19 protein-coding genes are annotated in these 21,581 nt (G+C 70.1%); 8 read left to right on the top strand and 11 right to left on the bottom strand.

Annotation, left to right across the window (positions count from 1 at the left end):
- Positions 1 to 59: 59 nt before the first annotated feature.
- On the bottom strand, positions 60 to 1,808 hold the full coding sequence (gene sucB, locus E7742_RS10100; RefSeq protein WP_137798832.1) for a 2-oxoglutarate dehydrogenase, E2 component, dihydrolipoamide succinyltransferase: 1,749 nt from the start codon (positions 1,806 to 1,808) through the stop codon (positions 60 to 62).
- 306 nt (positions 1,809 to 2,114) lie between these two features.
- On the opposite strand from sucB, the gene E7742_RS10095 reads away from it, so the two are divergent.
- A complete protein-coding gene (locus E7742_RS10095) occupies positions 2,115 to 2,471 on the top strand; it encodes an oxidoreductase (RefSeq protein ID WP_137798831.1) in 357 nt (118 codons plus the stop codon).
- A gap of 70 nt (positions 2,472 to 2,541) precedes the next feature.
- Here the strand turns inward: E7742_RS10095 and E7742_RS10090 are convergent, their stop codons facing one another.
- Positions 2,542 to 4,062 (bottom strand): leucyl aminopeptidase, encoded by a 1,521-nt coding sequence (locus E7742_RS10090; RefSeq protein WP_137798830.1) that lies wholly within the window; start codon positions 4,060 to 4,062, stop codon positions 2,542 to 2,544.
- A 104-nt stretch (positions 4,063 to 4,166) separates the two neighbouring features.
- Between E7742_RS10090 and gcvT the strand changes: the two genes are divergently transcribed.
- Together gcvT and E7742_RS10080 are read left to right on the top strand one after the other, a co-directional pair.
- Positions 4,167 to 5,267: a glycine cleavage system aminomethyltransferase GcvT gene (gene gcvT, locus E7742_RS10085; protein WP_137798829.1), complete on the top strand. Its 1,101-nt coding sequence runs from the start codon at positions 4,167 to 4,169 to the stop codon at positions 5,265 to 5,267.
- A gap of 53 nt (positions 5,268 to 5,320) precedes the next feature.
- The gene (locus E7742_RS10080; protein ID WP_137798828.1) at positions 5,321 to 6,424 is read left to right on the top strand and encodes a branched-chain amino acid aminotransferase; all 1,104 of its coding nucleotides are present in this window, start codon (positions 5,321 to 5,323) and stop codon (positions 6,422 to 6,424) included.
- 90 nt (positions 6,425 to 6,514) lie between these two features.
- On the opposite strand, the gene E7742_RS10075 is transcribed toward E7742_RS10080, so the two are convergent.
- The 4 genes from E7742_RS10075 to E7742_RS10060 are packed head-to-tail and all read right to left on the bottom strand — an operon-like array spanning position 6,515 to position 9,704.
- Positions 6,515 to 7,276 carry an adenosylcobinamide-GDP ribazoletransferase gene (locus E7742_RS10075; protein ID WP_137798827.1) on the bottom strand — a complete coding sequence of 254 codons (762 nt, stop codon included), beginning with the start codon at positions 7,274 to 7,276 and terminating at the stop codon, positions 6,515 to 6,517.
- Between the two features lie 2 nt (positions 7,277 to 7,278).
- Positions 7,279 to 8,373 carry a nicotinate-nucleotide--dimethylbenzimidazole phosphoribosyltransferase gene (gene cobT, locus E7742_RS10070; RefSeq protein ID WP_137798826.1) on the bottom strand — a complete coding sequence of 365 codons (1,095 nt, stop codon included), beginning with the start codon at positions 8,371 to 8,373 and terminating at the stop codon, positions 7,279 to 7,281.
- 26 nt (positions 8,374 to 8,399) lie between these two features.
- Entirely contained in the window at positions 8,400 to 8,990 is a 591-nt protein-coding gene (locus E7742_RS10065) for a bifunctional adenosylcobinamide kinase/adenosylcobinamide-phosphate guanylyltransferase (protein ID WP_137798825.1), read from the bottom strand.
- Between the two features lie 45 nt (positions 8,991 to 9,035).
- Complete coding sequence (locus tag E7742_RS10060) at positions 9,036 to 9,704, bottom strand: DUF3043 domain-containing protein (RefSeq protein WP_137798824.1); 669 nt, start codon at positions 9,702 to 9,704, stop codon at positions 9,036 to 9,038.
- A 108-nt stretch (positions 9,705 to 9,812) separates the two neighbouring features.
- Between E7742_RS10060 and E7742_RS10055 the strand changes: the two genes are divergently transcribed.
- From E7742_RS10055 to E7742_RS10045, 3 genes are all read left to right on the top strand, one after another.
- Positions 9,813 to 10,880 (top strand): glycerate kinase family protein, encoded by a 1,068-nt coding sequence (locus E7742_RS10055; RefSeq protein ID WP_137798823.1) that lies wholly within the window; start codon positions 9,813 to 9,815, stop codon positions 10,878 to 10,880.
- A 59-nt stretch (positions 10,881 to 10,939) separates the two neighbouring features.
- Positions 10,940 to 11,290, top strand: a complete 351-nt coding sequence (locus E7742_RS10050) for a HesB/IscA family protein (protein WP_137798822.1) — start codon at positions 10,940 to 10,942, stop codon at positions 11,288 to 11,290.
- A 123-nt stretch (positions 11,291 to 11,413) separates the two neighbouring features.
- Positions 11,414 to 12,388 carry a carbohydrate kinase family protein gene (locus E7742_RS10045; protein ID WP_137798821.1) on the top strand — a complete coding sequence of 325 codons (975 nt, stop codon included), beginning with the start codon at positions 11,414 to 11,416 and terminating at the stop codon, positions 12,386 to 12,388.
- Between the two features lie 69 nt (positions 12,389 to 12,457).
- Here E7742_RS10045 and asnB read toward each other — a convergent pair whose 3' ends face one another.
- Positions 12,458 to 14,383: an asparagine synthase (glutamine-hydrolyzing) gene (asnB, locus tag E7742_RS10040; RefSeq protein WP_137798820.1), complete on the bottom strand. Its 1,926-nt coding sequence runs from the start codon at positions 14,381 to 14,383 to the stop codon at positions 12,458 to 12,460.
- A 302-nt stretch (positions 14,384 to 14,685) separates the two neighbouring features.
- On the opposite strand from asnB, the gene ctaC reads away from it, so the two are divergent.
- Together ctaC and E7742_RS10030 are read left to right on the top strand one after the other, a co-directional pair.
- On the top strand, positions 14,686 to 15,750 hold the full coding sequence (gene ctaC, locus E7742_RS10035; protein ID WP_137798819.1) for an aa3-type cytochrome oxidase subunit II: 1,065 nt from the start codon (positions 14,686 to 14,688) through the stop codon (positions 15,748 to 15,750).
- Positions 15,751 to 15,786: 36 nt separating this feature from the next.
- Positions 15,787 to 16,203, top strand: a complete 417-nt coding sequence (locus E7742_RS10030) for a cytochrome c oxidase subunit 4 (protein WP_137798818.1) — start codon at positions 15,787 to 15,789, stop codon at positions 16,201 to 16,203.
- 103 nt (positions 16,204 to 16,306) lie between these two features.
- On the opposite strand, the gene E7742_RS10025 is transcribed toward E7742_RS10030, so the two are convergent.
- The 4 genes from E7742_RS10025 to qcrC form a co-directional block, all read right to left on the bottom strand.
- Positions 16,307 to 17,746 (bottom strand): carotenoid oxygenase family protein, encoded by a 1,440-nt coding sequence (locus E7742_RS10025; RefSeq protein WP_137798817.1) that lies wholly within the window; start codon positions 17,744 to 17,746, stop codon positions 16,307 to 16,309.
- Positions 17,747 to 17,904: 158 nt separating this feature from the next.
- Complete coding sequence (qcrB, locus tag E7742_RS10020) at positions 17,905 to 19,527, bottom strand: cytochrome bc1 complex cytochrome b subunit (RefSeq protein WP_137801138.1); 1,623 nt, start codon at positions 19,525 to 19,527, stop codon at positions 17,905 to 17,907.
- 20 nt (positions 19,528 to 19,547) lie between these two features.
- Positions 19,548 to 20,684: a cytochrome bc1 complex Rieske iron-sulfur subunit gene (gene qcrA, locus E7742_RS10015; protein WP_137798816.1), complete on the bottom strand. Its 1,137-nt coding sequence runs from the start codon at positions 20,682 to 20,684 to the stop codon at positions 19,548 to 19,550.
- A complete protein-coding gene (qcrC, locus tag E7742_RS10010) occupies positions 20,681 to 21,553 on the bottom strand; it encodes a cytochrome bc1 complex diheme cytochrome c subunit (protein ID WP_217497531.1) in 873 nt (290 codons plus the stop codon). Before qcrC ends, qcrA begins: the two co-directional genes overlap by 4 nt.
- Positions 21,554 to 21,581: the final 28 nt, after the last annotated feature.

The following is a 21,581-nucleotide window of genomic DNA, read 5'->3' as shown; positions in this document are numbered from 1 at the left end:
ACCATCCCTCACGGAGATGGTGCCCCTCGGCGGCGGCTCACGGCGCGATCCGGCGGACCTTACAGACCCAGATCGGCCTCGAACGACGCCTCCTCGAGGCGCTGCTTGATGGTGGTCAGGAAGCGACCCGCATCGGCCCCGTCGACCAGGCGGTGGTCGTAGGTGAGCGGCAGGTAGCACATCGAGCGGACGCCGATGGACTCGTTGCCGTTCTCGTCCTGGACCACGACCGGACGCTTGACGATCGCGCCGGTGCCCAGCATCGCCGCCTGCGGCGGCACCAGGATCGGGGTGTCGAACAGCGCGCCCTGGCTGCCGATGTTGGTGATCGTGAACGTGCCACCGGCCAGCTCGTCCGGCTTGAGGCCACCGGAGCGGGCACGCTTGGCGATGTCGGCGATCGCACGGGCCAGGCCGGCCAGCGACAGGTCACCGGCGTTGTGGATCACCGGGGAGAGCAGACCCTGCTCGGTGTCGACCGCGATGCCCAGGTGCTCGGCAGCGTGGTAGGTGATCTCCTTGCTGTCCTCGTTGTAGCTCGCGTTCACGTTGGGGTGAACCTTGAGCGCCTCGACGACGGCCTTGGCGAAGAACGGCAGGAAGGTCAGGTTGACGCCCTCGCGCTCGGCGAAGTCGGCCTTGGCCTTCGCCCGCAGGGCCGCGATCCGGGTGACGTCGACCTCGAAGGTCTGGGTCAGCTGCGCGGTGGTCTGCAGCGACTCCCGCGTCTTGGTCGCGGTGATCTGGCGGATGCGGTTGGCCTTCTGCGTCGTCCCGCGCAGGTGGGCCAGCTCGGGGCGGACACCGGCGGTCGCGGCCGGAGCCGGGGCGGCGGCGGCCGGCGCAGCGGCGGCGGGGGCAGCGGCGGCGGGAGCCTTGGCGGCCTCGGCGGCAGCCAGCACGTCCTGCTTGCGGATGCGGCCACCGACACCGGTGCCGGTCACCTTCGACAGGTCGACGTTGTTGTCCGACGCGAGCTTGCGGACCAGCGGCGTGACGTACGGGGTGGCGTCCGTCGACGGAGCGGGAGCTGCCGCGGCGGCCGGTGCGGCCGGAGCGGGAGCGGGTGCCGGAGCAGCGGCCGCGGGTGCGGCCGGGGCAGGCTCGGGTTCGGGCGTGGGCTCGGGCTCGGGGGTGGGCTCGGGCTCGGGCTCGGGGGTGGGCTCGGGTGCGGGAGCCTCGGCGGCGGGCGCGCCGGAGCCGACGACGGCCAGCTGGCCACCCACGTCGACGACGTCGTCCTCCTGCGCGGTGATCTCGAGCAGCACACCGGCGACGGGGGACGGGATCTCGGTGTCGACCTTGTCGGTGGAGACCTCGAGGAGCGGCTCGTCGACGGCGACCTCGTCGCCCACGGCCTTCAGCCAGCGCGTGACGGTGCCCTCGGTGACGGACTCACCGAGCTCGGGCATCGTGACGGGGGTGCCGTCGGTGGAACCGGCGGACGCGGGCGCAGCAGCGGCGGGGGCCGGTGCAGCCTCGGCGGCGGGAGCCGGTGCTTCTTCGGCGGCGGGTGCCTCTTCGGCAGCGGGAGCGGACTCGGCCTCGGGCTCGGCAGCGGGAGCCTCGCCGGCATCACCGATCACAGCCAGCTCGCCACCGATCTCGACGACGTCGTCCTCCTGCGCGACGATCTTCGTCAGAACGCCGGCGGCCGGGGACGGGATCTCGGTGTCGACCTTGTCGGTGGAGACTTCGAGCAGCGGCTCGTCTACTTCGACCGTGTCCCCTTCCTGCTTGAGCCACCGCGTGACAGTTCCCTCGGTGACGGACTCACCAAGGGCTGGCATCTGGACGGAGAAGGCCATTTCTTTTGACTCCTCGACAGTTGTGTTCGGGTTGTTGAGTTTTGTCGACTTGTGGTCGAAAACCATTGTGCTCGGCAAGCACGGTTCCGGCGGCGTTGTACGACGTTTCCGAGGCGCCTCACTCCGGCGGTGTGCTGCGCTTCGGACCCGTCGTGCGGCGCGCTGCGCCCATCCTTTCATTGATGCTCTGAGCGCGTCGTGCGAGGGGCGTGTCATGTGCATTTCCCTCGTCGCGGACGACGGCGGCTGGCAAAATCGGTCAGATCGCCGCGGAGCGGTCCGAGGCGCTCAGGGAGGAGAGTTCAGGTGGGGTTGTTCGACCGGTTCACGCGCGGCAGGTCGCGGGGGGCTACCGCCGCGCCGTCCGACGCGCGACATCTCGCGGACTGGGCGCGCTCGCACTACGGTGTCGAGGCCTATATCGAGCCGCAGACCACGGTGACGGAACTGACCGTCGTGCTCGTGGCGGCCGACGGTGAGTGGACCCGTCGCAAGGTGGGCGGCGAGCGCGGCGCGCGCCGGCTGGGTCAGGAGTTGAAGATTCCCGTCTACGACGTCCGCAAGACCGGCTATCCGCAACGGATGCGGGACTACGACAACCGTCGCCGCATCGAGCGCAAACGCGAGCGGCAGCGGGAGCTGCTGCAGCGCGATCACGACTAGGGCGGCCGCGCCTACCCGTGCGTCTTTCCAGTAGCCGGAGGTACCGGAAAGGCGCACGGGCGCGAGGCGCCTAACCGTTGGCGGCGATGTCCTCGATCACCGAGATCATCGTCCGGACCGGGACACCGGTGCCGCCCTTGCCGGTGTAACCGAACGGGCCGCCGGTGTTGAACGCCGGACCGGCGACATCGATGTGTGCCCACTGCACGCCGTCGGCGACGAACTCCTTCAGGAAGATCGCGGCCGCCAGCATGCCGCCCCAGCGGTGCGGGGTGACGTTCGCCAGGTCCGCGACCCGCGAGTTCAGGTCGCCGCGCAGCTCGGCCGGCAGCGGCATCGGCCAGGCGTTCTCGCCGATCTCCTGCGAGATCGCCGCGACCCGATCGCGGAACTCGTCGGTGCCCATGACACCGGGGGTGCGGTTACCGAGCGCGACCATCTGCGCGCCGGTCAGCGTCGCGGTGTCGATCAGGTAGTCGGGACCGTCCTCGCAGGCGCGCACGATCGCGTCCGCCAGGACGAGGCGGCCCTCGGCGTCGGTGTTGATGACTTCGACGGTGGTGCCGCCGTACTGCGTCAGCACGTCGCCGGGGCGCTGCGCGGTCGCGGACGGCATGTTCTCCGCCATCGGCACCCACGCGGTGACGTCGACCGGCACGCCCAGCTTGGCGGCCAGCACGACGGTGGCGACCACTGCCGCGGCACCGCCCATGTCGGAGGTCATGTTCTCCATGCCGGCGGCCGGCTTGATGGAGATGCCGCCGGTGTCGAACGTGATGCCCTTGCCGACCAGCGCGACCTTCTTGACCCCGCGACGGCGGCCGGACGAGTACGACATCTGCACCAGCCGCGGCGGCCGCGACGAGCCCTGCCCCACGCCGACGATGCCGCCGAAGCCGGCCTTCACGAGCGCCTTCTCGTCGAGCACCTTGACGGTGAGGCCCGCCGCGGTGCCCAGTGCCTTGGCGCGGGCGGCGAACTCCGCCGGGAACAGGTGGCTGGGCGGGGTGTTGACGAGTTCGCGGGCGGTGGCGACGGCCTCGGCGATCGCAACCGAACGGTTGAGCGCCTCCTTCGTCGCCTTGGCGCGCGGCGCCTCGACCAGCAGTTCGACGCGGCCGAGCGGGCGCGCATCGGCGCCGGGCGCGGACTTGGCCTTGAACTCGTCGAACGTGTACGCGCCGAGGTAGAAGCCCTCCGCCGCCGCGCCGAGATCCACCCCGGCCAGCGTCGTCGCGGCCGTCGCGACGCCGGACAGTGCCCGGGCCGCGACACCGGCGGACTTGCGGACCTGCTCGGCGTCGATCCTGTCGGCGGCGCCGAGACCGACGGCGAGCACGCTCGACACCCGCAGCTCCGCCGGCGCGGGCACGCGGGTGAGCTCCTCCGCCTTGCCGGTCGCGCCGACCGACTGCAGGTCGTCGAGCAGCCCCGCCAGCACCTCCTCGTCCACCCCGGCGCCGAGGAGCGCTTCGGGGCCGTCGGGACCGGCCGTGAGACCGATCACGAGGACGTCGACCCGCCGGCCGAGTGAACCGGCGAGCGCCAGCTCGGGTCCCAGGGGGCGGTTGAGGGAAGAGGTTGCGGGCACGGGCGTCTCCTGCACGGCGATAGGGAAGTAAGGGCCGAAACCCGATGCTAGTGCCCGGATCGACGTGCCGAGGTCCGCGCCGTCGTGCACTAGGTTGTTGCCCCATGAGCGACGAGCAGCTGCTGCAGGGCCCCATCCACTCCGTTCACGTCGAGCTCGGTGCCACCTTCGCGCCGTTCGGCGGATGGGAGATGCCGGTCTCGTACGCGGGCACCGTCGCCGAGCACACCGCGGTGCGGGAGACGGTCGGCCTGTTCGACGTCAGCCACCTCGGCAAGGCACTGGTCGCGGGGGCGGGCGCGGCGGAATTCGTCAACGCCACCCTCACCGCCGACCTCGGCCGGATCGGACCCGGCCAGGCGCAGTACACATTGTGCTGCACCGAGACCGGCGGTGTCGTCGACGACCTGATCGCCTACTACGTCGGCGCCGACGAGGTGTTCCTGGTGCCGAACGCGGCCAACACCGCCGATGTCGTCGCGCGGCTGCAGGCGGCCGCCCCGGCGGGCCTGGCGATCACCGACCAGCACCGCGCCTACGCGGTGTTCGCGGTGCAGGGCCCGCGGTCGGCGGACGTGCTGGCGGCGCTGGGGCTGCCGAGCGACATCGAGTACATGGGATTCGTGGACGCCGAGTGGGACGGGAGGCCGGTGCGGGTGTGCCGCAGCGGTTACACCGGCGAGCGCGGTTACGAGCTGTTGCCGCGGTGGGAGGACGGCGAGCCGGTGTTCCGGGCGCTGCTCGACGCGGTCCGCGCGCACGGCGGACAGGCCGCGGGGCTGGGCGCGCGCGACACTCTGCGCACCGAGGCGGGGTACCCGCTGCACGGGCACGAGCTCTCGCTGGACATCTCCCCGCTGCAGGCGCGCTGTGGATGGGCCGTCGGCTGGTCCAAGCCGCAGTTCTGGGGACGCGAGGCCCTCACCGCCGAGAAGGCCGCCGGCCCCGCCCGGCGCATGTGGGGGATCAAGGCGCTCGACCGCGGCGTCCTGCGGCAGGGGCAGACCGTGTCGAAGGACGGCGCCGCGATCGGCGAGACCACGTCGGGCACGTTCTCGCCGTCCCTCAAGGTCGGGATCGCGCTGGCATTGCTGGACACCGCGGCCGGTGTCGCGGCGGGCGACGAGGTCACCGTCGACGTCCGCGGGCGTACCCTCCGTTGCGAGGTCGTCACGCCGCCGTTCGTGCCGGTCCACACCAAGTAATGCTCGGTACCAGGGAAAAAGCGGCGAAACTCGTTTAGATAGGATCACCGCTTATGACAGACGGCCTCGAATTCGCGCGCACCCCGCATCCTTCTCCCGCGACCGAAGAGGCGCGGCGAGAGATTCTGGCGGCGCCCGGATTCGGTCGGTACTTCACCGATCACATGGTGTCGATCCTGTACACCGAGGGCCGCGGTTGGCACGACGCCGAGGTGTTGCCCTACGGCCCGATCCAGCTCGATCCGGCCGGCATGGTGCTGCACTACGGTCAGGCCATCTTCGAGGGACTCAAGGCGTACCGCCAGCCCGACGGTGGCATCGCGTCGTTCCGGCTGACGGCGAACGCCGAGCGGTTGCGCCAGTCCGCGCGCCGGCTCGCGATGCCCGAGCTGCCCGACGAGTTGTTCGTCGGATCGATCGAGGCGCTGCTCGACGTCGACGAGGCCTGGATCCCCGCGGCCGGCGGCGAGGACTCGTTGTACCTGCGCCCGTTCATGTTCTCCACCGAGGCCGGGCTGGGGGTGCGTCCCGCCAAGGAGTACCGCTACCTGCTCATCGCCTCGCCGGCCGGCGCCTACTTCCCGCGCGGCGTCAAGCCGGTGAGCGTGTGGCTCTCGCGTGAGTACGTGCGCGCCGCGCCGGGCGGCACGGGCGCGGCCAAGTTCGCCGGCAACTACGCGGCCTCGTTGCTCGCGCAGGCGCAGGCGTCCGACGAGGGCTGCGACCAGGTGGTGTGGCTCGACGCGACCGAGCGCAAGTACGTCGAGGAGATGGGCGGGATGAACCTGTTCTTCGTCTTCGGCTCGGGTCCCGATGCGCGCCTGGTGACGCCGGCGCTGTCCGGGTCGCTGCTGCCGGGTATCACCCGCAACTCCCTGCTGGCCCTCGCGACCGACGCCGGTTTCGCCGTCGAGGAGCGCAAGATCAGCACCGACGAGTGGCGGGAGAAGGCCGCGTCCGGCGAGATCACCGAGGTGTTCGCGTGCGGCACGGCCGCGGTCATCACGCCGGTCGGCCGCGTGAAGTCCGCCGAGGGCGAGTTCACGATCGCCGACGGCGAGCCCGGCAAGATCACGATGGCGCTTCGTGACACCCTCACCGGCATCCAGCGCGGCACCTTCGCCGACACTCACGAATGGATGACCAAGCTGCGCTGAGCGCACCTGTTCACCGACCTCGGGCCCCTTCGCACCTGCGGAGGGGCCCGAGAGCGTTGCGTAGGACAGACGCCCGTACGGGTACCGGCGTCAGCTCCCGAGTAGGAACCCGACCGCGGTCGCCGCGACCGTGAACTCGAGGGCGGCGCCCAGGACGTCGCCGTTGACGCCGTCGAAGCGGCGTACGCAGTGCCGAACCAGGAGCGCCGCGCCCGCGAGCGCGACGGCGATCACGACCGGGCCCTGCCACCATCGTCCCGGCACTGCCCACAGCGCCGCGGCCACGAGGGGCAGCGCCCACGCCGCCGCAGCCCACAGCGGCTGCGAATCCGCGACGAGGGCACCGAAGCCACGGGTGCCGGACGCGGGCACCCCGCGGCGGCACGCGAACACGACCGCCACCCGGCCGGACGCGATCGCGGTCACCGCCGCGAGCCAGGCGCCGTGCGCGCCCAGGGCGCCCAGCGCGACGGCCTCGACCCCGATCGTCACGACCAGCGCGGCCACCCCGAACGGTCCGGCACCGCCGCTGCGCATGACCTCCCGAGCGCGTTCGGGCGGGCCGTAACAGCCGAGCCCGTCCGCCGTGTCCGCGAGGCCGTCGACGTGCATGCCGCGGGTGAGCAGCGCGAGCGCCCCGACGGTGAGGAGACCGGACAGGGCCGGGTCGAGCCCGGCCCACAGCAGCACCCACAGCAGCCCGGCCGCGACCGCTCCGAGCGCCGCGCCGACCACGGGAGCGGCACCGATGGCGCGGCGGCCCTCCGGACGGCCGATGTCGGCCGGCCCGCGCACGGGCAGCACCGTCAGCCACGAGAAGGCCAGCGCCCACCCGGCGACCGCGTTCCGCACGCTCAGACCGGTTCCGGCTCGCCGTCGACGGCGGCGTTGTTGCTCACGCCCGCCTGGTCGAACGTCGCCATCCGGGACAAGGTGGCCACCGCGCCCTGCAGCACCGGCAGCGCCGCGACCGCACCCGACCCCTCGCCGAGTCGCATGTCCAGGCCCAGGATCGGATCGAGTCCGAGGTGGCGCAGCGCGATCGTGTGCGCGGGTTCGGTGGACCGGTGCCCGGCCACCCACCACTCCCGCGCCCCGGGCGCCAGCACCTCGGCGACCAGCGCCGACGCGGTGACGACCAGACCGTCGACGATCACGGGGGTCCGGCGCACCGACGCCTGCGCGAGGAAACCGGCCATCGCGGCCAGATCCGCGCCGGCGACCGTGCGGAGCAGGCCGACGCCGTCGCGCAGGTACGGCCGCGCCCGGCGCAGCCCGTCTCGGATGGCGGCGGTCTTGCGCATCCAGCCCTCGTCGTCGATGCCGGTGCCGCGGCCGACGGCCGCGACCGGTTCGGTGTCGGTGAGGGCGGCGACCAGGACGGTGGCCGGGGTGGTGTTCCCGATGCCCATTTCCCCGGCGATCAGCAGATCGGCACCCGAGTCCACTTCCTCGTCGGCGATGGCCCGGCCGGCCGCGATCGCGCGCAGCGCCTCGTCGTGGGTGAGGGCGTCCTCCCGGTCGAGCGACCCGGAGGACCGGCGCACCTTGTAGGCCGACACGGACGGATCGGTGTCGGCGTCGACGGCCAGGTCCTCCACCCGCACCCCGGCGCCGGCGATCTCGGCGAGGACGTTGACCGCGGCGCCGCCGCTGCGGATGTTCGCGACCATCTGCGCGGTCACCTCCGGCGGGTACGCCGACACCCCGTTCCGCGCGATGCCGTGGTCGCCGGCGAACACCACCACCCGCGGCCGCTCGAACACCCGCGGCGGGCACACCCCCTGGCAGGCCGCCGCCCACACCGACAACTCCTCGAGCCGTCCCAGGGCGCCGGTCGGCTTGGTGAGCAGCAGCTGCCGGGCCTGGGCCTGCGCGCGGACGTCGGCGTCCGGCGGCGCGGGAGGCTCGAAGTCCGGAGCCGTCGGATTCACGGGATCGCTTGTCACGCTGAGCCTTTCGATTGCAATGTCGCTCACTTGAGTGTCAGGGGTAGCCCAGCGACGACGAGCACCACGTCGTCGCACACGGTCGCCAGCCGGGAATTGAGGGCGCCGATCTCGTCGCGGAACAGGCGACCCGCGCGGGTCTCCGGAATCACGCCCAGGCCCACCTCGGGACTGACGAGCAGCAGCCGCCCGCCGAACCCGGCGACCGCGGCCACGAGGGCATCGGTGCGCGGTGCGACGGTGCCGCGCGGCGCATCCCATGCCCCGGCGTCGTCGAGCTCGCCGGTGAGCCACGTCCCCAGATCGTCGACGAGTGTCGGCGGGTGGGGGCCCGCCGCCGACAGGAGGTCGATCAGGCTGTCGCCGTCGGCGGTCTCGACCGTCGTCCAGTCGGCCGGCCGGCGGCGCCGGTGCAGCTCGATCCGCGCGTCCCAGTCGGCGTCGCCCGGATACCGGCGCGCGGTGGCCACGTACCGGACGTCGGCACGCCCGCTCGACGCGCCGAGCAGGTCCTCGGCGTGCGCGGACTTCCCGGACCGGGCGCCGCCGAGGACGAGTGTGCGATGCGGGGCGGACGCGGCAGGGGAGAGCACGGGGTTAGACGCTACCAACAGCATCGGGCCGGTCCTCGCAGTGCGAGGACCGGCCCGACGGGGGACGGATCAGACGGCGTCGCCCGGGCCGACGCGGGGCTTGGGGGCGCGCATCTTGCGGATCTGCGACGCCCGCACGAACGCGTACCAGCCGAGCTTGAAGCCGCCGTCGACGGAGTCGGGGAAACGCTCGCGGACCCGCCGGTTGATCATGCGGCCGAGGAAGTAGCCCTCGCCGGCCATGAACAGCATCATCACGAGCATGCCGAGCGTGACGTAGCTCTGGATGACCGGGCTCAGGAACATCGCCAGGATCAGGATCAGCGCGAGCGGCATGAACAGGCCCACGAGGTTGCGGCGACTGTCGACGATGTCGCGCACGTACGCGCGGACCGGGCCCTTGTCGCGCGGCAGCAGGTACTTGTCCTCGCCGGCGAGCATGCGGGCTCGGCGGTCGGCGGAATCCGCGCGCCGCTCGGCCGCGGCGATCTTGCGTTCCTCCTTGGAACCGCGGGTGGCCTTGCGGCGGGCCCGCGCCTCCTTGGTGGTCAGCGGTGCGGGCGCGACCGGTCCACGGCGCTTGGCCTCGGCGTCCCGGCGCCGGGGTGTGGGGCGGCCCTTGCCGGGCGTCGCGGCACCGGTCCCGGTCGCCGCACTGGTGGTCTCCGCGGTCGACTCGATGACCTCGACGTCGCGCTTGTCGGAATTGTCGGAGTCGCCTCGGCGTAGCAGCTTCACGTCTCCAGGCTATGGGATAACCGCCGCCGTGGCGAAACCGACCACCCGTCGAACCGCCAGGACGCGGCGCGAAATGCCGAGGTCGCCGGGCCGCAATACACTGCGCGGATGCGTGTGCTGATCGCCCCCGACTCGTTCGGCGAAACCCTCACCGCGGTACAGGCGGCCGACGCGATGGCCGCCGGCTGGCGATCCGTCCGTCCGGCCGACGACATCGTCCGCGCACCCCAGTCCGACGGCGGGCCCGCGTTCGTCGACGTGATCTCCGGCACGGTCGGCGGCAGGCGGGCCTCCCGGGTCGCCGGCCCGCTCGACGCGGAGACCGTCGCGCGCTGGGTCCTGGCCGACGGCACCGCCTACATCGAGTCCGCGCAGGCCGTGGGGCTCGGGCTGCTCGGTGGGCCGCCGAACCCGGACACCGCACTGCGGGCGCACAGCCGCGGGGTGGGGCAGCTGCTCGCCGCCGCAGTCGCAGCCGGAGCCCGCCGAATCGTCGTCGGGCTCGGTGGCAGCTGCTGCACCGACGGCGGCCGCGGGCTGGTCGCCGCGCTCGGCGGCCTGGACCGGGCGCGGAGCCGGCTCGCCGGTGTCGAGGTGGTCGCGGCCACCGACGTCGAACACCCACTCCTCGGGGAGCACGGCGCCGCTCGGGTCTTCGGTCCGCAGAAGGGCGCCGACGCCGACGCGGTGGCGGTGCTCGAGCAGCGCAACGTCGCGTGGGCGGCGGAACTGGCCGCCGCCGCCGGCCGCGACGTCGCCGACCTGGCGGGGGCGGGTGCGGCCGGTGGGCTCGGCGCCGCGCTCCTGGCCCTCGGCGGCGTCCGCGCGTCCGGCGCGGCCGTCGTCGCCGAGGTCACCGACCAGGCCCGGCAGGTCGCGGCGGCGCAACTGGTGCTCACCGGTGAGGGGAAGTTCGACCACCAGTCGCTGCGCGGGAAGCTCGTCACCTCGCTGGCGCGGGTGGCCGCCGAGGCCGGGGTGCCGATCGTGCTGGTCGCCGGGCAGATCGCGGTGGACCGGGAGGCGGTGCACGACGCCGGCATCGCGGCTGCGTTCTCGATCGCCGAGTCCGCCGGCTCCGTCGAGCGCGCGATGGCCGAGGCGGCGTCCGAGCTCGAAACGCTGACCGCGCGCGTCGCGGGCCGGGCGGAGTGCGGGGCGACACATGAGGAATAGGAGTGCGGAGAGTACCGTTGAAGCGATCACGGGTTTGGTACGAGCGACAGGGAGAGCCCATGACTGTGCAGAACGAGACCGCCACGCACGGCGTCACGATGACCGAGGCCGCGTCTTCCAAGGCGAAGGCGCTGCTCGATCAGGAGGGGCGCGACGACCTCGCGCTGCGTATTGCCGTGCAGCCCGGTGGTTGCGCGGGTCTGCGCTACCAGCTGTTCTTCGACGACCGCACGCTCGACGGTGACCTCGTCGTCGACTTCGGCGGCGTCAACCTCGCGGTCGACCGCATGAGCGCCCCCTATGTCGAGGGTGCGTCGATCGACTTCGTCGACAGCATCGAGAAGCAGGGCTTCACGATCGACAACCCGAACGCCACCGGGTCGTGCGCCTGCGGCGACTCCTTCAACTGAGTCCCGTACAACTTCATCTACGCTTCTGACGCGGAGCCGGCCACAGCGGCAGGCTCCGCGTCAGACTGCGTTTCGGACACCTTCGTCCACCCGACACCCGCCACCGAGCTGAAAGGCACCCGCGTGACCATTGCGGTAACCGGATCCATCGCCACCGACCATCTGATGCGGTTCCCGGGCCGCTTCGCCGAGCAGCTGCTGGCCGATCAGCTGGCGCACATCTCGCTCAGCTTCCTGGTCGACGACCTCGTGATCCGGCGTGGCGGTGTCGGCGGCAACATCGCGTACGCGATGGGAGTGCTGGGCGGATCCCCGCTACTGGTGGGGGCGGCGGGCATGGACTTCGCCGAGTACCGCGACTGGCTCGCATCCAACGGCGTCGACTGCAGCGCCGTGCGCGTGTCGGACAGCGCGTACACGGCCCGCTTCGTCTGCACCACCGACGAGGACATGGCGCAGATCGCGTCGTTCTACCCGGGCGCCATGAGCGAGGCCCGCGAGATCGATCTCGCCGACGTCGCGCAGGCGGCCGGCGGCCTGGACCTGGTGCTGGTGGGCGCCAACGACCCCGACGCGATGGTCCGGCACACCGACGACTGCCGGCGGCTGGGCATCGCGTTCGCGGCCGACCCGTCGCAGCAGCTCGCCCGGCTGTCCGGGGAGGACGCCAAGAAGCTCATCGCGGGCGCGGAGTACCTCTTCACCAACGAGTACGAGTGGGGTCTGCTGCAGCAGAAGACCGGCCTGTCGGAGGAGGAGATCCGCGCGCAGGTGGGGCTGCGGGTGACCACCCTCGGCGCCAAGGGCGTCGAGATCGTCGACGCCGACGGCAACTGGGTCCGGGTCGGCGTCGTACCCGAGCGGGCCAAGGTCGACCCCACCGGTGTCGGCGACGCCTTCCGCGCCGGCTTCCTGCTCGCGCACACCGCCGGCCTGAGCCTCGAGCGGTCCGCCCAGCTCGGCTCGCTGGTCGCCGTGTACGTCCTCGAGACCGTCGGCACGCAGGAGTGGACGTTCGAGCGGGACGACGCCGTCAAGCGCCTGACCGACGCGTACGGCCAGGACGCCGCGAACGAGATCGCCGCCCTGCTGCCCTGAGACGGCTGCGCCGCCTGTGCGCCTTCCCGGATGCTCGCGCTCCCGGAAAGGCGCACAGGCGCGACGCGCCTACAGGCTGACGGGGTACACCGGTTCCTGGATCTGCGGGAGAATCCGCTTCTCGACGAAGATGCCGTGCCACACCATGAAGCACAGAATCGTCCACAGTCGACGGCTGTGATCCGAGACGCCCTGTCGATGGTCGTCGAGCATCCGGCTGACGGCGGCCTTGTCGAAGATGTGGTCGGTGCCCGACTCGGCGATCTGCTGGTGCGCCCAGTCGAACAGTTCGGTCCCGGCGAGCCAGTGCCGCAGCGGCACCGGGAAACCCAGCTTGGCGCGGTGCAGCACGTGCGGCGGCACGATGCCCTCGAGCGCCTGCCGCAGCGCGTACTTCGTCGTCGTCTTCGTGATCTTCTGGTCGAGCGGCACCCGCGAGGCCACCGCGAACACCTCGGGATCGAGGAACGGCACCCGCAGCTCGAGCGAGTTCGCCATCGTCATCTTGTCGGCCTTGACGAGGATGTCGCCGCGCAGCCACGTGAACAGGTCCAGGTGCTGCATCCGCGCCACCGGATCCCAGTCCCGCGACTGCGCGTAGATCGGCGCCGTGACGTCCTGGTGCGTCCACTCGGGACGGAAGTCGCGCAGTACCGCGCGCAGCTGCGTGTCGTTGAAGCTGCGCGCGTTGCCGTAGTAGCGCTCCTCGAGCGTCATCGAACCGCGGTGCAGCAGGCTCTTGCCGCGGGTGCCGTCCGGGATACGCTCCGACAGCGCCGCCGCGGCGCGGCGCAGCGGCTTCGGGAGGTAGTCGAACGGCTTCAGCGACAACGGCTCCCGGTAGATGGTGTAGCCGCCGAACAACTCGTCGGCGCCCTCACCCGAGAGCACGACCTTGACGTGCTTGCGGGCCTCCTTCGCGACGAACCACAGCGGCACCAGCGCCGGATCGGCGACCGGGTCGTCGAGGTACCAGATGATCTCGGGGATCGCGGCCGCGAACTCGGCGGGGGAGACCACCTTGACCACGTGGCGGGCGCCGATCGCGGCGGCGGACTCGGCGGCGACGTCGACCTCGGAGTAGCCCTCGCGCTCGAACCCGGTGGTGAAGGTGATCAGGTTCGGATTGTGGCGCATCGCCAGCGCCGCGATCGCGGTGGAGTCGATACCGCCGGAGAGGAACGAGCCGACCGTGACGTCGGCCCGCATGTGCTTGGCGACCGAATCCTCGAGCGCCTCGGCGATCTCCCGGTACCGGGACTGCTCCGCGCCCGCGGCGAACGGCACCGCCGGGAACGTGGGGGTGAAGTAGCGCGTGATCCTCGGCGCCTCGCCCGGCGTCAGCCGCGCGTGGCAGCCCGACTCGAGCCGGCGGATCTCGGTGTGCAGCGTCTCGGGTTCGGGCACGTATTGCAGAACGGTGTAGTGCTCGGTCGCGCGCGCGTCGAGCTCGGTGCCGATCCCGATGACGTCGGACAGCTCGAGCAGGCTCTTCTTCTCGCTGCCGAAGGCGAAGCCGTGCGTGCCGGTGGCGATGAACAGCGGCTTGATGCCGAACGGGTCGCGCGCCACGAACAGCTCGCGGGTCTCGGTGTCCCAGACCGCGAACGCGAACATGCCGCGCAGACGGCGGACCGCGTCGGCGCCCCAGTAGTGGTACGCCGCGACGATGGCCTCACTGTCACCCTCGGTGCGGAACTGCGCGTCGTGGTCCTTCGCGAGTTCCTCGCGCACCTCGAGGTAGTTGTAGATCTCGCCGTTGAAGGCGAGCGCGTAGCGCTCGGGGTTCTCCGGCGGACCCCATCGCAGCGGCTGGTGGGAATGCTCGATGTCGATGATCGACAGTCGGTTGAATCCGAAGATCAGGTCGTCGTCGTGCCAGGTCCCGTGCTCGTCGGGGCCACGGTGACGCAGACAGTGCATGGCCGCACCGACGCGCGCGACCGCGTCGTCGCTGGTGCCGTCCGTGGTGAGTAGTCCGAGCAGTCCGCACACAGCGTCCAGTACCTCGATTCGGTGTCGATTGTCGGTCGGGAGCCGGCCGGTGCCGAAGCACGCCGAATTCCCCCACGGAAGTATGCCGCAGTTTCGGGGCGGGACCCCCGCTCGGGGACCGCGAGGAGACGCGGCTCTCAGCTCAATCCCAGGTAGCGCACGTAACGTCGCGGGACATTGGTCCCGACTGCAACACGGGCGCCGACCCGACAGTGGAGTATCGGCGCGGTTGGTCTACGCTGCGTAGTAATTGGGCCTTCCCTCCGGGTGTGCCCTAGTGGAATTGCGGCGATCAGGAAGGCGTGAACGTGGCGCAAGGTCGGATCCTTCGGCGAGCCGGGCTGGCAGCATCTCTGGGCATAGCTGCCATGCTGCTGTCGGGTTGTTCAATCGACAATTCGGTGCTTCGCTTCGGGTGGCCATCGGGAGTTACCCCTCAGGCCGAACGTATGCGCGAACTGTGGACGTGGTCGGTCATCGCCGCCCTCGTCATGGGTGTCATCGTGTGGGGCCTCACCTTCTGGGTGGTCGTCTTCCACCGCAAGAAGAAGGACTCGCCCGAGTTCCCGCGCCAGACGGCCTACAACGTGCCGCTGGAGCTCTTCTACACGGCAGTCCCGTTCGTGATCATCGCCGTGCTCTTCTACTTCACCGTGGTCGTCCAGAACTACGTCACGGAGAAGAAGGACAACCCGAACGTCGTCGTCGACGTCACCGCGTACCAGTGGAACTGGAAGTTCGGTTACCGCACGATCGATCTGGGTGACGGCGCCGCCAAGTACGAGGGCACCGACCAGGCCGCCACCGAGGCCGCGCTGGCCGCGTCCAAGCCCGAGGGTGTCGACGAGCACGGCAAGGAAAAGATCGGCGCGATCCACGGCAAGAACCCGCAGGACCTGTCCTACCTGCACTACGACAAGATCGAGACCGTCGGTACGAGCAACGAGGTTCCGATCCTCGTTCTCCCGACCGGCAAGCGCATCGAGTTCGTGCTGGCGTCCTCCGACGTCATCCACTCCTTCTGGGTCCCCGAGTTCCTGTTCAAGCGTGACGTGAACCCGAACCCCAAGGAGAACCACTCCGACAACGTCTTCCAGATCAGCGAGATCGAGAAGGAAGGCGCGTTCGTGGGCCGTTGCGCCGAGATGTGCGGCACGTTCCACGCGATGATGAACTTCGAGGTCCGCGCTGTGACGCCGGAGAAGTTCGAGCAGTACATCGAGGCTCGCAAGCCCGCCGAGGAGGGCGGCAAGGGCCTGGGCACCGCTGAGGCACTCGCGTCGATCGGTGAGTCCCCGACTGCGACCTCGACGTCGCCGTTCAACACCGACCGCACCGTGCGCGAGGCATCGGCCACCGGTAACTGACCGCCCGAGCACCCCTGACCAAGGACAAGAACTGATATGAAGATCGAAGCCAAGCTCTTCGAGATCCTGACGGTGTTCTTCATTCTCGTCGCGATCGTCTACGGTGTCTTCACCTCGATGTCGCGTACCGGAATCGAATGGGCCGGCCTCACCGCGATCGTCCTGTCGGCGGGCCTGAGCCTCATCGTCGGAACGTACTTCCGTTTCGTGGCGCGTCGTCTCGACACCCGCCCCGAGGACTACGAGGAGGCGGAGATCTCCGACGGCTCCGGCGATCTGGGCTTCTTCAGCCCGGGTAGCTTCTGGCCCATCCTGCTGGCCGGCGCTGCCGCGATCGCCGCACTGTCGCTGGCGTTCTTCCAGCCGTGGATGATCGTCGTGGCGGTGGCACTCGTGCTGGCCGCGGCCGCCGGTCTGGTCTTCGAGTATCACCTCGGCCCGGAGAAGCACTGACACGTACTCCACAGCAACGCCGTAGGCGCCGGACCCCGCTGGGGTTCGGCGCCTACGGCGTTTTCGGGGTCCGATTGCTCATGTGACATTCCGAGCTTCCGGCTCAGGCTCGAACGACGCTGTCGGGAATCCAGTTGCCGTGGAAGCCGGCCGGCACCCGCTGGGGCAGCGCGACGGCTGCCCGGTCCTCGAGTGTCTGTGCGTCGAGAATACGAAGTTCGGTCGTGGGGCCCGCCAGGTCCGACACCAGGCCCATGACGATCCCGTCGCCCTCGGCGCTGTCGCGGGACTCGCTGTGGAAGACGAACTCGCCCACGGCCGACCGCGGGCCGAAGTCCCGCATCACCTCTACCCCGCGGTCGCGGCGGGTGCGCAGGAGCCGATGTTCGCCGGCGGCGGTTCCGGAGACCATCCAGGCGTCGCTGTGCACACCGCTCGTGAACCGCTCGTCGATTCGCGGGAACTCGACGTGATCGTCGGCGAGGCGTTCTCGCCGGACCGCCACGCCGGGCTCGACGTGCCACCGCTCCCATCGTGGTCGGCCCTCCGACGGACCGGTCAGGTCGCCGTCGAAGACCCGTTCGTGGACGACGACGTCGACGACGACGCCGGTCCCGGTGCTGTACGCGTTGACGGGATGGAAGACGTAACAGGGCTCGATCTCCGACCAGCGCGGTTCCGGAGCGCCGCGGCGGGGGAGCAACCCCACCCGGGCCGGGTAGCCGGGGTTCCACGCGTAGGGGAAGGAACCGGCGCGGGTGCGCGGGAGACGATTCATCAGCGGCGGGGGAACGCGCACACGCCCGACGGCGGCGCCGAGCGCGAGGGCCGCGAGTGGGCGCAGCGGCCGCGTCACGTTCGCGGCGACGGCGCTGCGCACGTCGAACGTGACGGGCAGGTCGTAGATCACCACGTAGTCGCGGGTGAGTGAGAAGGCGTGGATCATCGGGCTGCCGGCCACGCGGATCGGGACCTTCCGGCGCAGTCGGCCGTCCGGACCGACGACGGTGTACTGGACGGTGTTGCCGCGCCCGAAATGGTAGGAGACGGCGTGTAATTCACCGGTCGCAGGGTCCTGGACAGGATGCGCGGTGTATCCACCGCGGACGGCGCCGTCGAAATCACACACCTCGACGGTGTCGAGATCGTAGGACAGTTCCGCAGACGCCACCCCACCCTCGACCAGTGCCAGGGTCCGTCCGGCGAATCCGATGACGTTGGTGTTTGCGGACGGACCGTGCAGCGGGGACCTGCCGCTCTCCCGGGGCGCCGTGCGGTGCAGCGTGGCCGCCGTCACTTCGGAGTCGACCCAACGATTGCGATACCAGAGCGCGCTGCCGCCACCGAGCCGGACGCCGTGGACCATGCCGTCGCCGGTGAACCAGTTGTATTCGTCGGGACGCACGTCCGCGATCGGATTGGGGCCGTTTCGCACGTAGCGGCCGTCCAGCCAATCGGGGATCGTGCCCTGCACGGGCAGGTCGAACTCCGTGACCTCAGCGCGAACCGGCGCGTAGCGTTCGTCGACGAAGCTGGTCGCCATCGGTTTTCCCCCATCGGTAGCGGTGTCGTCCGCGACATCAGGACGTCTGAAGGGGGTGGGGGAGGGTTTCGCCGGTGGGGGAGTGGGCGCCCGGCACCGGTACAACGGGAAAGGCCCCGAACCGTATCGGTTCGGGGCCTTTCGTCGGATCGGGCGATCTAGTGCACTTCGCCGTTTCCGGAGCCGTTGCCGCGGCTGCGGTCCTGGTACTCGGTGAGGATGCGCAGCTGCTCGTGCTCGGCCGCGTGATCGGCCGACTCGAGAGCGTGGCTCTGCTCGACCGGATCCGGGGAGAGCAGGCTGCCCGAACCCGGCTTGCCGGCGGAGCCCAGCTTGTTCATCTTCTTCGGGATCGCAGCACCCTGGTACTCGAGCGGGATCGGGTGACCGTGCTCGTCCACCGGGCCGAGCGGCTGGTGGATCTCGACGTACTCACCGTGCGGCAGACGCTTGATGATGCCGGTCTCGATGCCGTGCTCGAGCACCGCGCGGTCGCTGCGCTGGAGGCCCAGGCAGAACCGGTAGGTGACGTAGTAGGCGATCGGGGGCAGCAGCACCATGCCGATACGGCCGATCCAGGTCATCGCGTTGAGCGAGATGTCCAGGTGGTAGGCGATGATGTCGTTGATGCACGAGATCGTCAGCACCAGGTAGAACGCGATGGCCATCGCGCCGATGCCGGTACGGACCGGGACGTCACGCGGACGCTGCAGCAGGTTGTGGTGAGCGTCGTCCTTGGTGAACTTCTTCTCGATCCACGGGTAGGCGATCAGGATCGCGAACACGATGCCCATGATCAGCGCGACGGCGAACACGGCGGGGATCGTGTACCGGTTGAACAGGTAGATCTCCCACGCCGGCCACAGTCGGGCCATGCCGTCGGTCCACATCATGTAGAAGTCGGGCTGCGAACCGGCCGACACCTGCGACGGGTTGTACGGACCGATGTTCCAGATCGGGTTGATCTGCAGCAGACCGCCCATGAGCGCCAGGATGCCGAACGTGAACGCGAAGAACGCGCCACCCTTCATCGCGAACACCGGGAGGATCCGGACACCGACGACGTTCTGCTCGGTGCGGCCGGGGCCGGGGAACTGCGTGTGCTTCTGGTACCACACCAGCGCGAGGTGCGCGGCGATGAGGGCCAGCAGGATGCCCGGGATCAGCAGCACGTGCGCGACGTACAGACGCGGGATGATCAGGGTGCCGGGGAAGTCGCCACCGAAGATCAGCCAGTGCAGCCAGGTGCCGGCGATCGGCACACTGAGCGTGATGCCGGAGAGCGCGGCGCGCAGACCCGTACCGGACAGCAGGTCGTCCGGCAGCGAGTAGCCGAAGAAGCCTTCGAACATCGCCAGGATCAGCAGCAGCGAGCCGATGACCCAGTTCGCCTCACGCGGGCGACGGAACGCGCCCGTGAAGAAGATGCGCAGCAGGTGCACGATGATCGACGCGGCGAACATCAGCGCGGCCCAGTGGTGGATCTGGCGGACGAACAGACCGCCGCGGACCTCGAACGAGATGTCGAGGGTGGTCGCGTACGCACGGGACATCTCGACGCCGCGCAGCGGCTCGTAGGCGCCGTTGTACGTGACCTCGGCCAGCGACGGGTCGAAGAACAGCGTCAGGTAGACGCCCGAGATCAGCAGGATGATGAAGCTGTAGAGCGCGATCTCGCCGAGCATGAACGACCAGTGGGTCGGGAAGACCTTGTTGATCTGCCGCTTCATGCCAGCCGCGAGATGGTAGCGGGAGTCTACGGCTTCGGCGCGCTCCGCCATCCGGGTCTGGGTAGTTGTACTCACGGTCGACGCTCCCAAAATGCCGGGCCGAGGGCTTCGATGAAGTCACCGTTGGCGACGAGGTAGCCCTCTTCATTCACAGTAATAGGCAGCTGCGGAAGAGCACGAGCGGCGGGACCGAAAATCGGCTTGCCGTACTGCAGCGCGTCGAACTGCGACTGGTGGCAGGGGCACAGGATTCGGTTGGTCTGCTGCTCGTACAGCGAGGTGGGGCAGCCGAGGTGGGTACAGATCTTCGAGTAGGCGACGTAGTCGCCGTAGTTGAAGCTCTCCTGGCCCTTGCGCTTGACCGCCTTCTGCGCGTCCTCGGTGCGCAGACGGATGAGCATGACGGCGTTGCGGATACCGCGCAGCGCCTTGAACAGCTCCTCGTCGTTGCCACGCTCGGACTCGCGGAACGGGAAGACCGTCTCCATGCCGCCGGCGTCGAGGTCCTCCGGACGCACCAGCACGATGTCGTGGGGGCGACCGGTGTCGCGGCGCAGGTAGATCGTCTCGCCCGCGTAGCGCGGGGTCCAGCCGGACACCCACAGCGGGGACTCGTCACGCTTGGCCCACGGGTTCTTGATCATGCCGCCGAGGGGCATGACCGCCATGATGCCGACCGCGCCGCCACCGAAGAGCAGGCTGCGCTTGATCATCTTGCGACGACCGATGGACGACTTGTCCAGGGTGGAGCTCAGCTGGGCGCCGAGGGTCCGCTTGTCGACCTCGGCCGAACCACCGTCGTGGCGGTCCTGGATCGACAGCTCTTCGGGGATGAACTTCTTGGTGAACTTCACCGCGCCGACGCCGACCCCGAGGATCGCCACACCCATGGTGAGACCGATGAGCGGGGTGTACAGGTTGTACGCCCAGTACGTGTCCTCGCCCTCGCCGGCCCACTCCCACGGCCAGAACAGGAAGATGGCGATGAAGGCGATGGCCGAGAGACCGGCCAGGACGAACCAGAAGGCGACGCCGCGCTCGGCGCGCTTCTCGGCCTTGGTGCCCTTGACCGCCCAGCGATCGCGTTCGAACGCCACATCGACGCCGTCGAGGTTCGTACCGAGCTGGACGAGTTCGTCCTGGCTCATCCGGTCGAGTTCGTCGTCGGTGTACTTCTTCGGCGTGCCGCCGCTACCGGCGTCGCTCATGACCTTGCTCCGATCCACAGTGCAGCGCCGACGACAGCGACGATGCCGATGACCCACATCGCGAGACCCTCGGATCCCGGTCCGATGCCGCCGAGGCCGTAACCACCGGGGTTCTTGGCCTCGCTCGACTGCTTGACGTAGGCGATGATGTCCTTCTTCTCCTCGAGCGTCAGCTGACGATCGGAGAACTTGGGCATGTTCTGGGGGCCCGTGACCATGGCGGCGTAGATCTGCTGCTCGCTGGCCGGGTCCAGAACGGGGGCGTACTTCCCGGAGGACAGCGCACCGCCGCGTCCGGTGAAGTTGTGGCACGACGCGCAGTTCATGCGGAACAGTTCGCTGCCGCGCGCGACGTCGCCACCACGCAGCGACGACTGGGCGATCTCGCCGTTGTCGTCGCGGACCAGGGTGGGGCCACCACCCTGGGACTGCACGTAAGCGCCGATGGCGTCGGTCTGACGGGCGTCGAACTTGGCGGGCTTGCGCTCGGCCTGCGCCTCGTTGCGGGCGGCCGGCATACGACCGGACGACACCTGGAAGTACACGGCTGCCTCGCCGACACCGATCAGGCTGGGGCCGCGGTCCTGGACACCCTGCAGGTTCGCGCCGTGGCACGTGATGCAGGAGGTGTCGTAGAGCTGCTTACCCTCGCGGATCAGCGCAGCGGAATCGTCGCTCGCGGTGGCGACCTGCGGTGCAGGCGTCAGTGCGGAGGCGAGGAATCCGGCGCTCACGAGACCCAGCATGAGGATCAGGGCGCCGGTGACGCGCCGACGCAGCTTGCGCTGGCGGCGCGCCTTCGCGGCGGATCCGGCTGTGGTGCGGTCGGGCATGTCACCCTCGAAGGCGGGAGGGGGGGATGAACTCATCTGTATCCCTTTGGTATGTCGGGACGAC

Origin of the sequence: Rhodococcus sp. SGAir0479 (genome assembly GCF_005484805.1) — a bacterium.
Lineage (GTDB): Bacteria > Actinomycetota > Actinomycetes > Mycobacteriales > Mycobacteriaceae > Prescottella.
The sequence above is the reverse complement of the archived record's forward strand: the minus strand, read 5'-3'. Positions and strand labels throughout refer to the sequence as shown.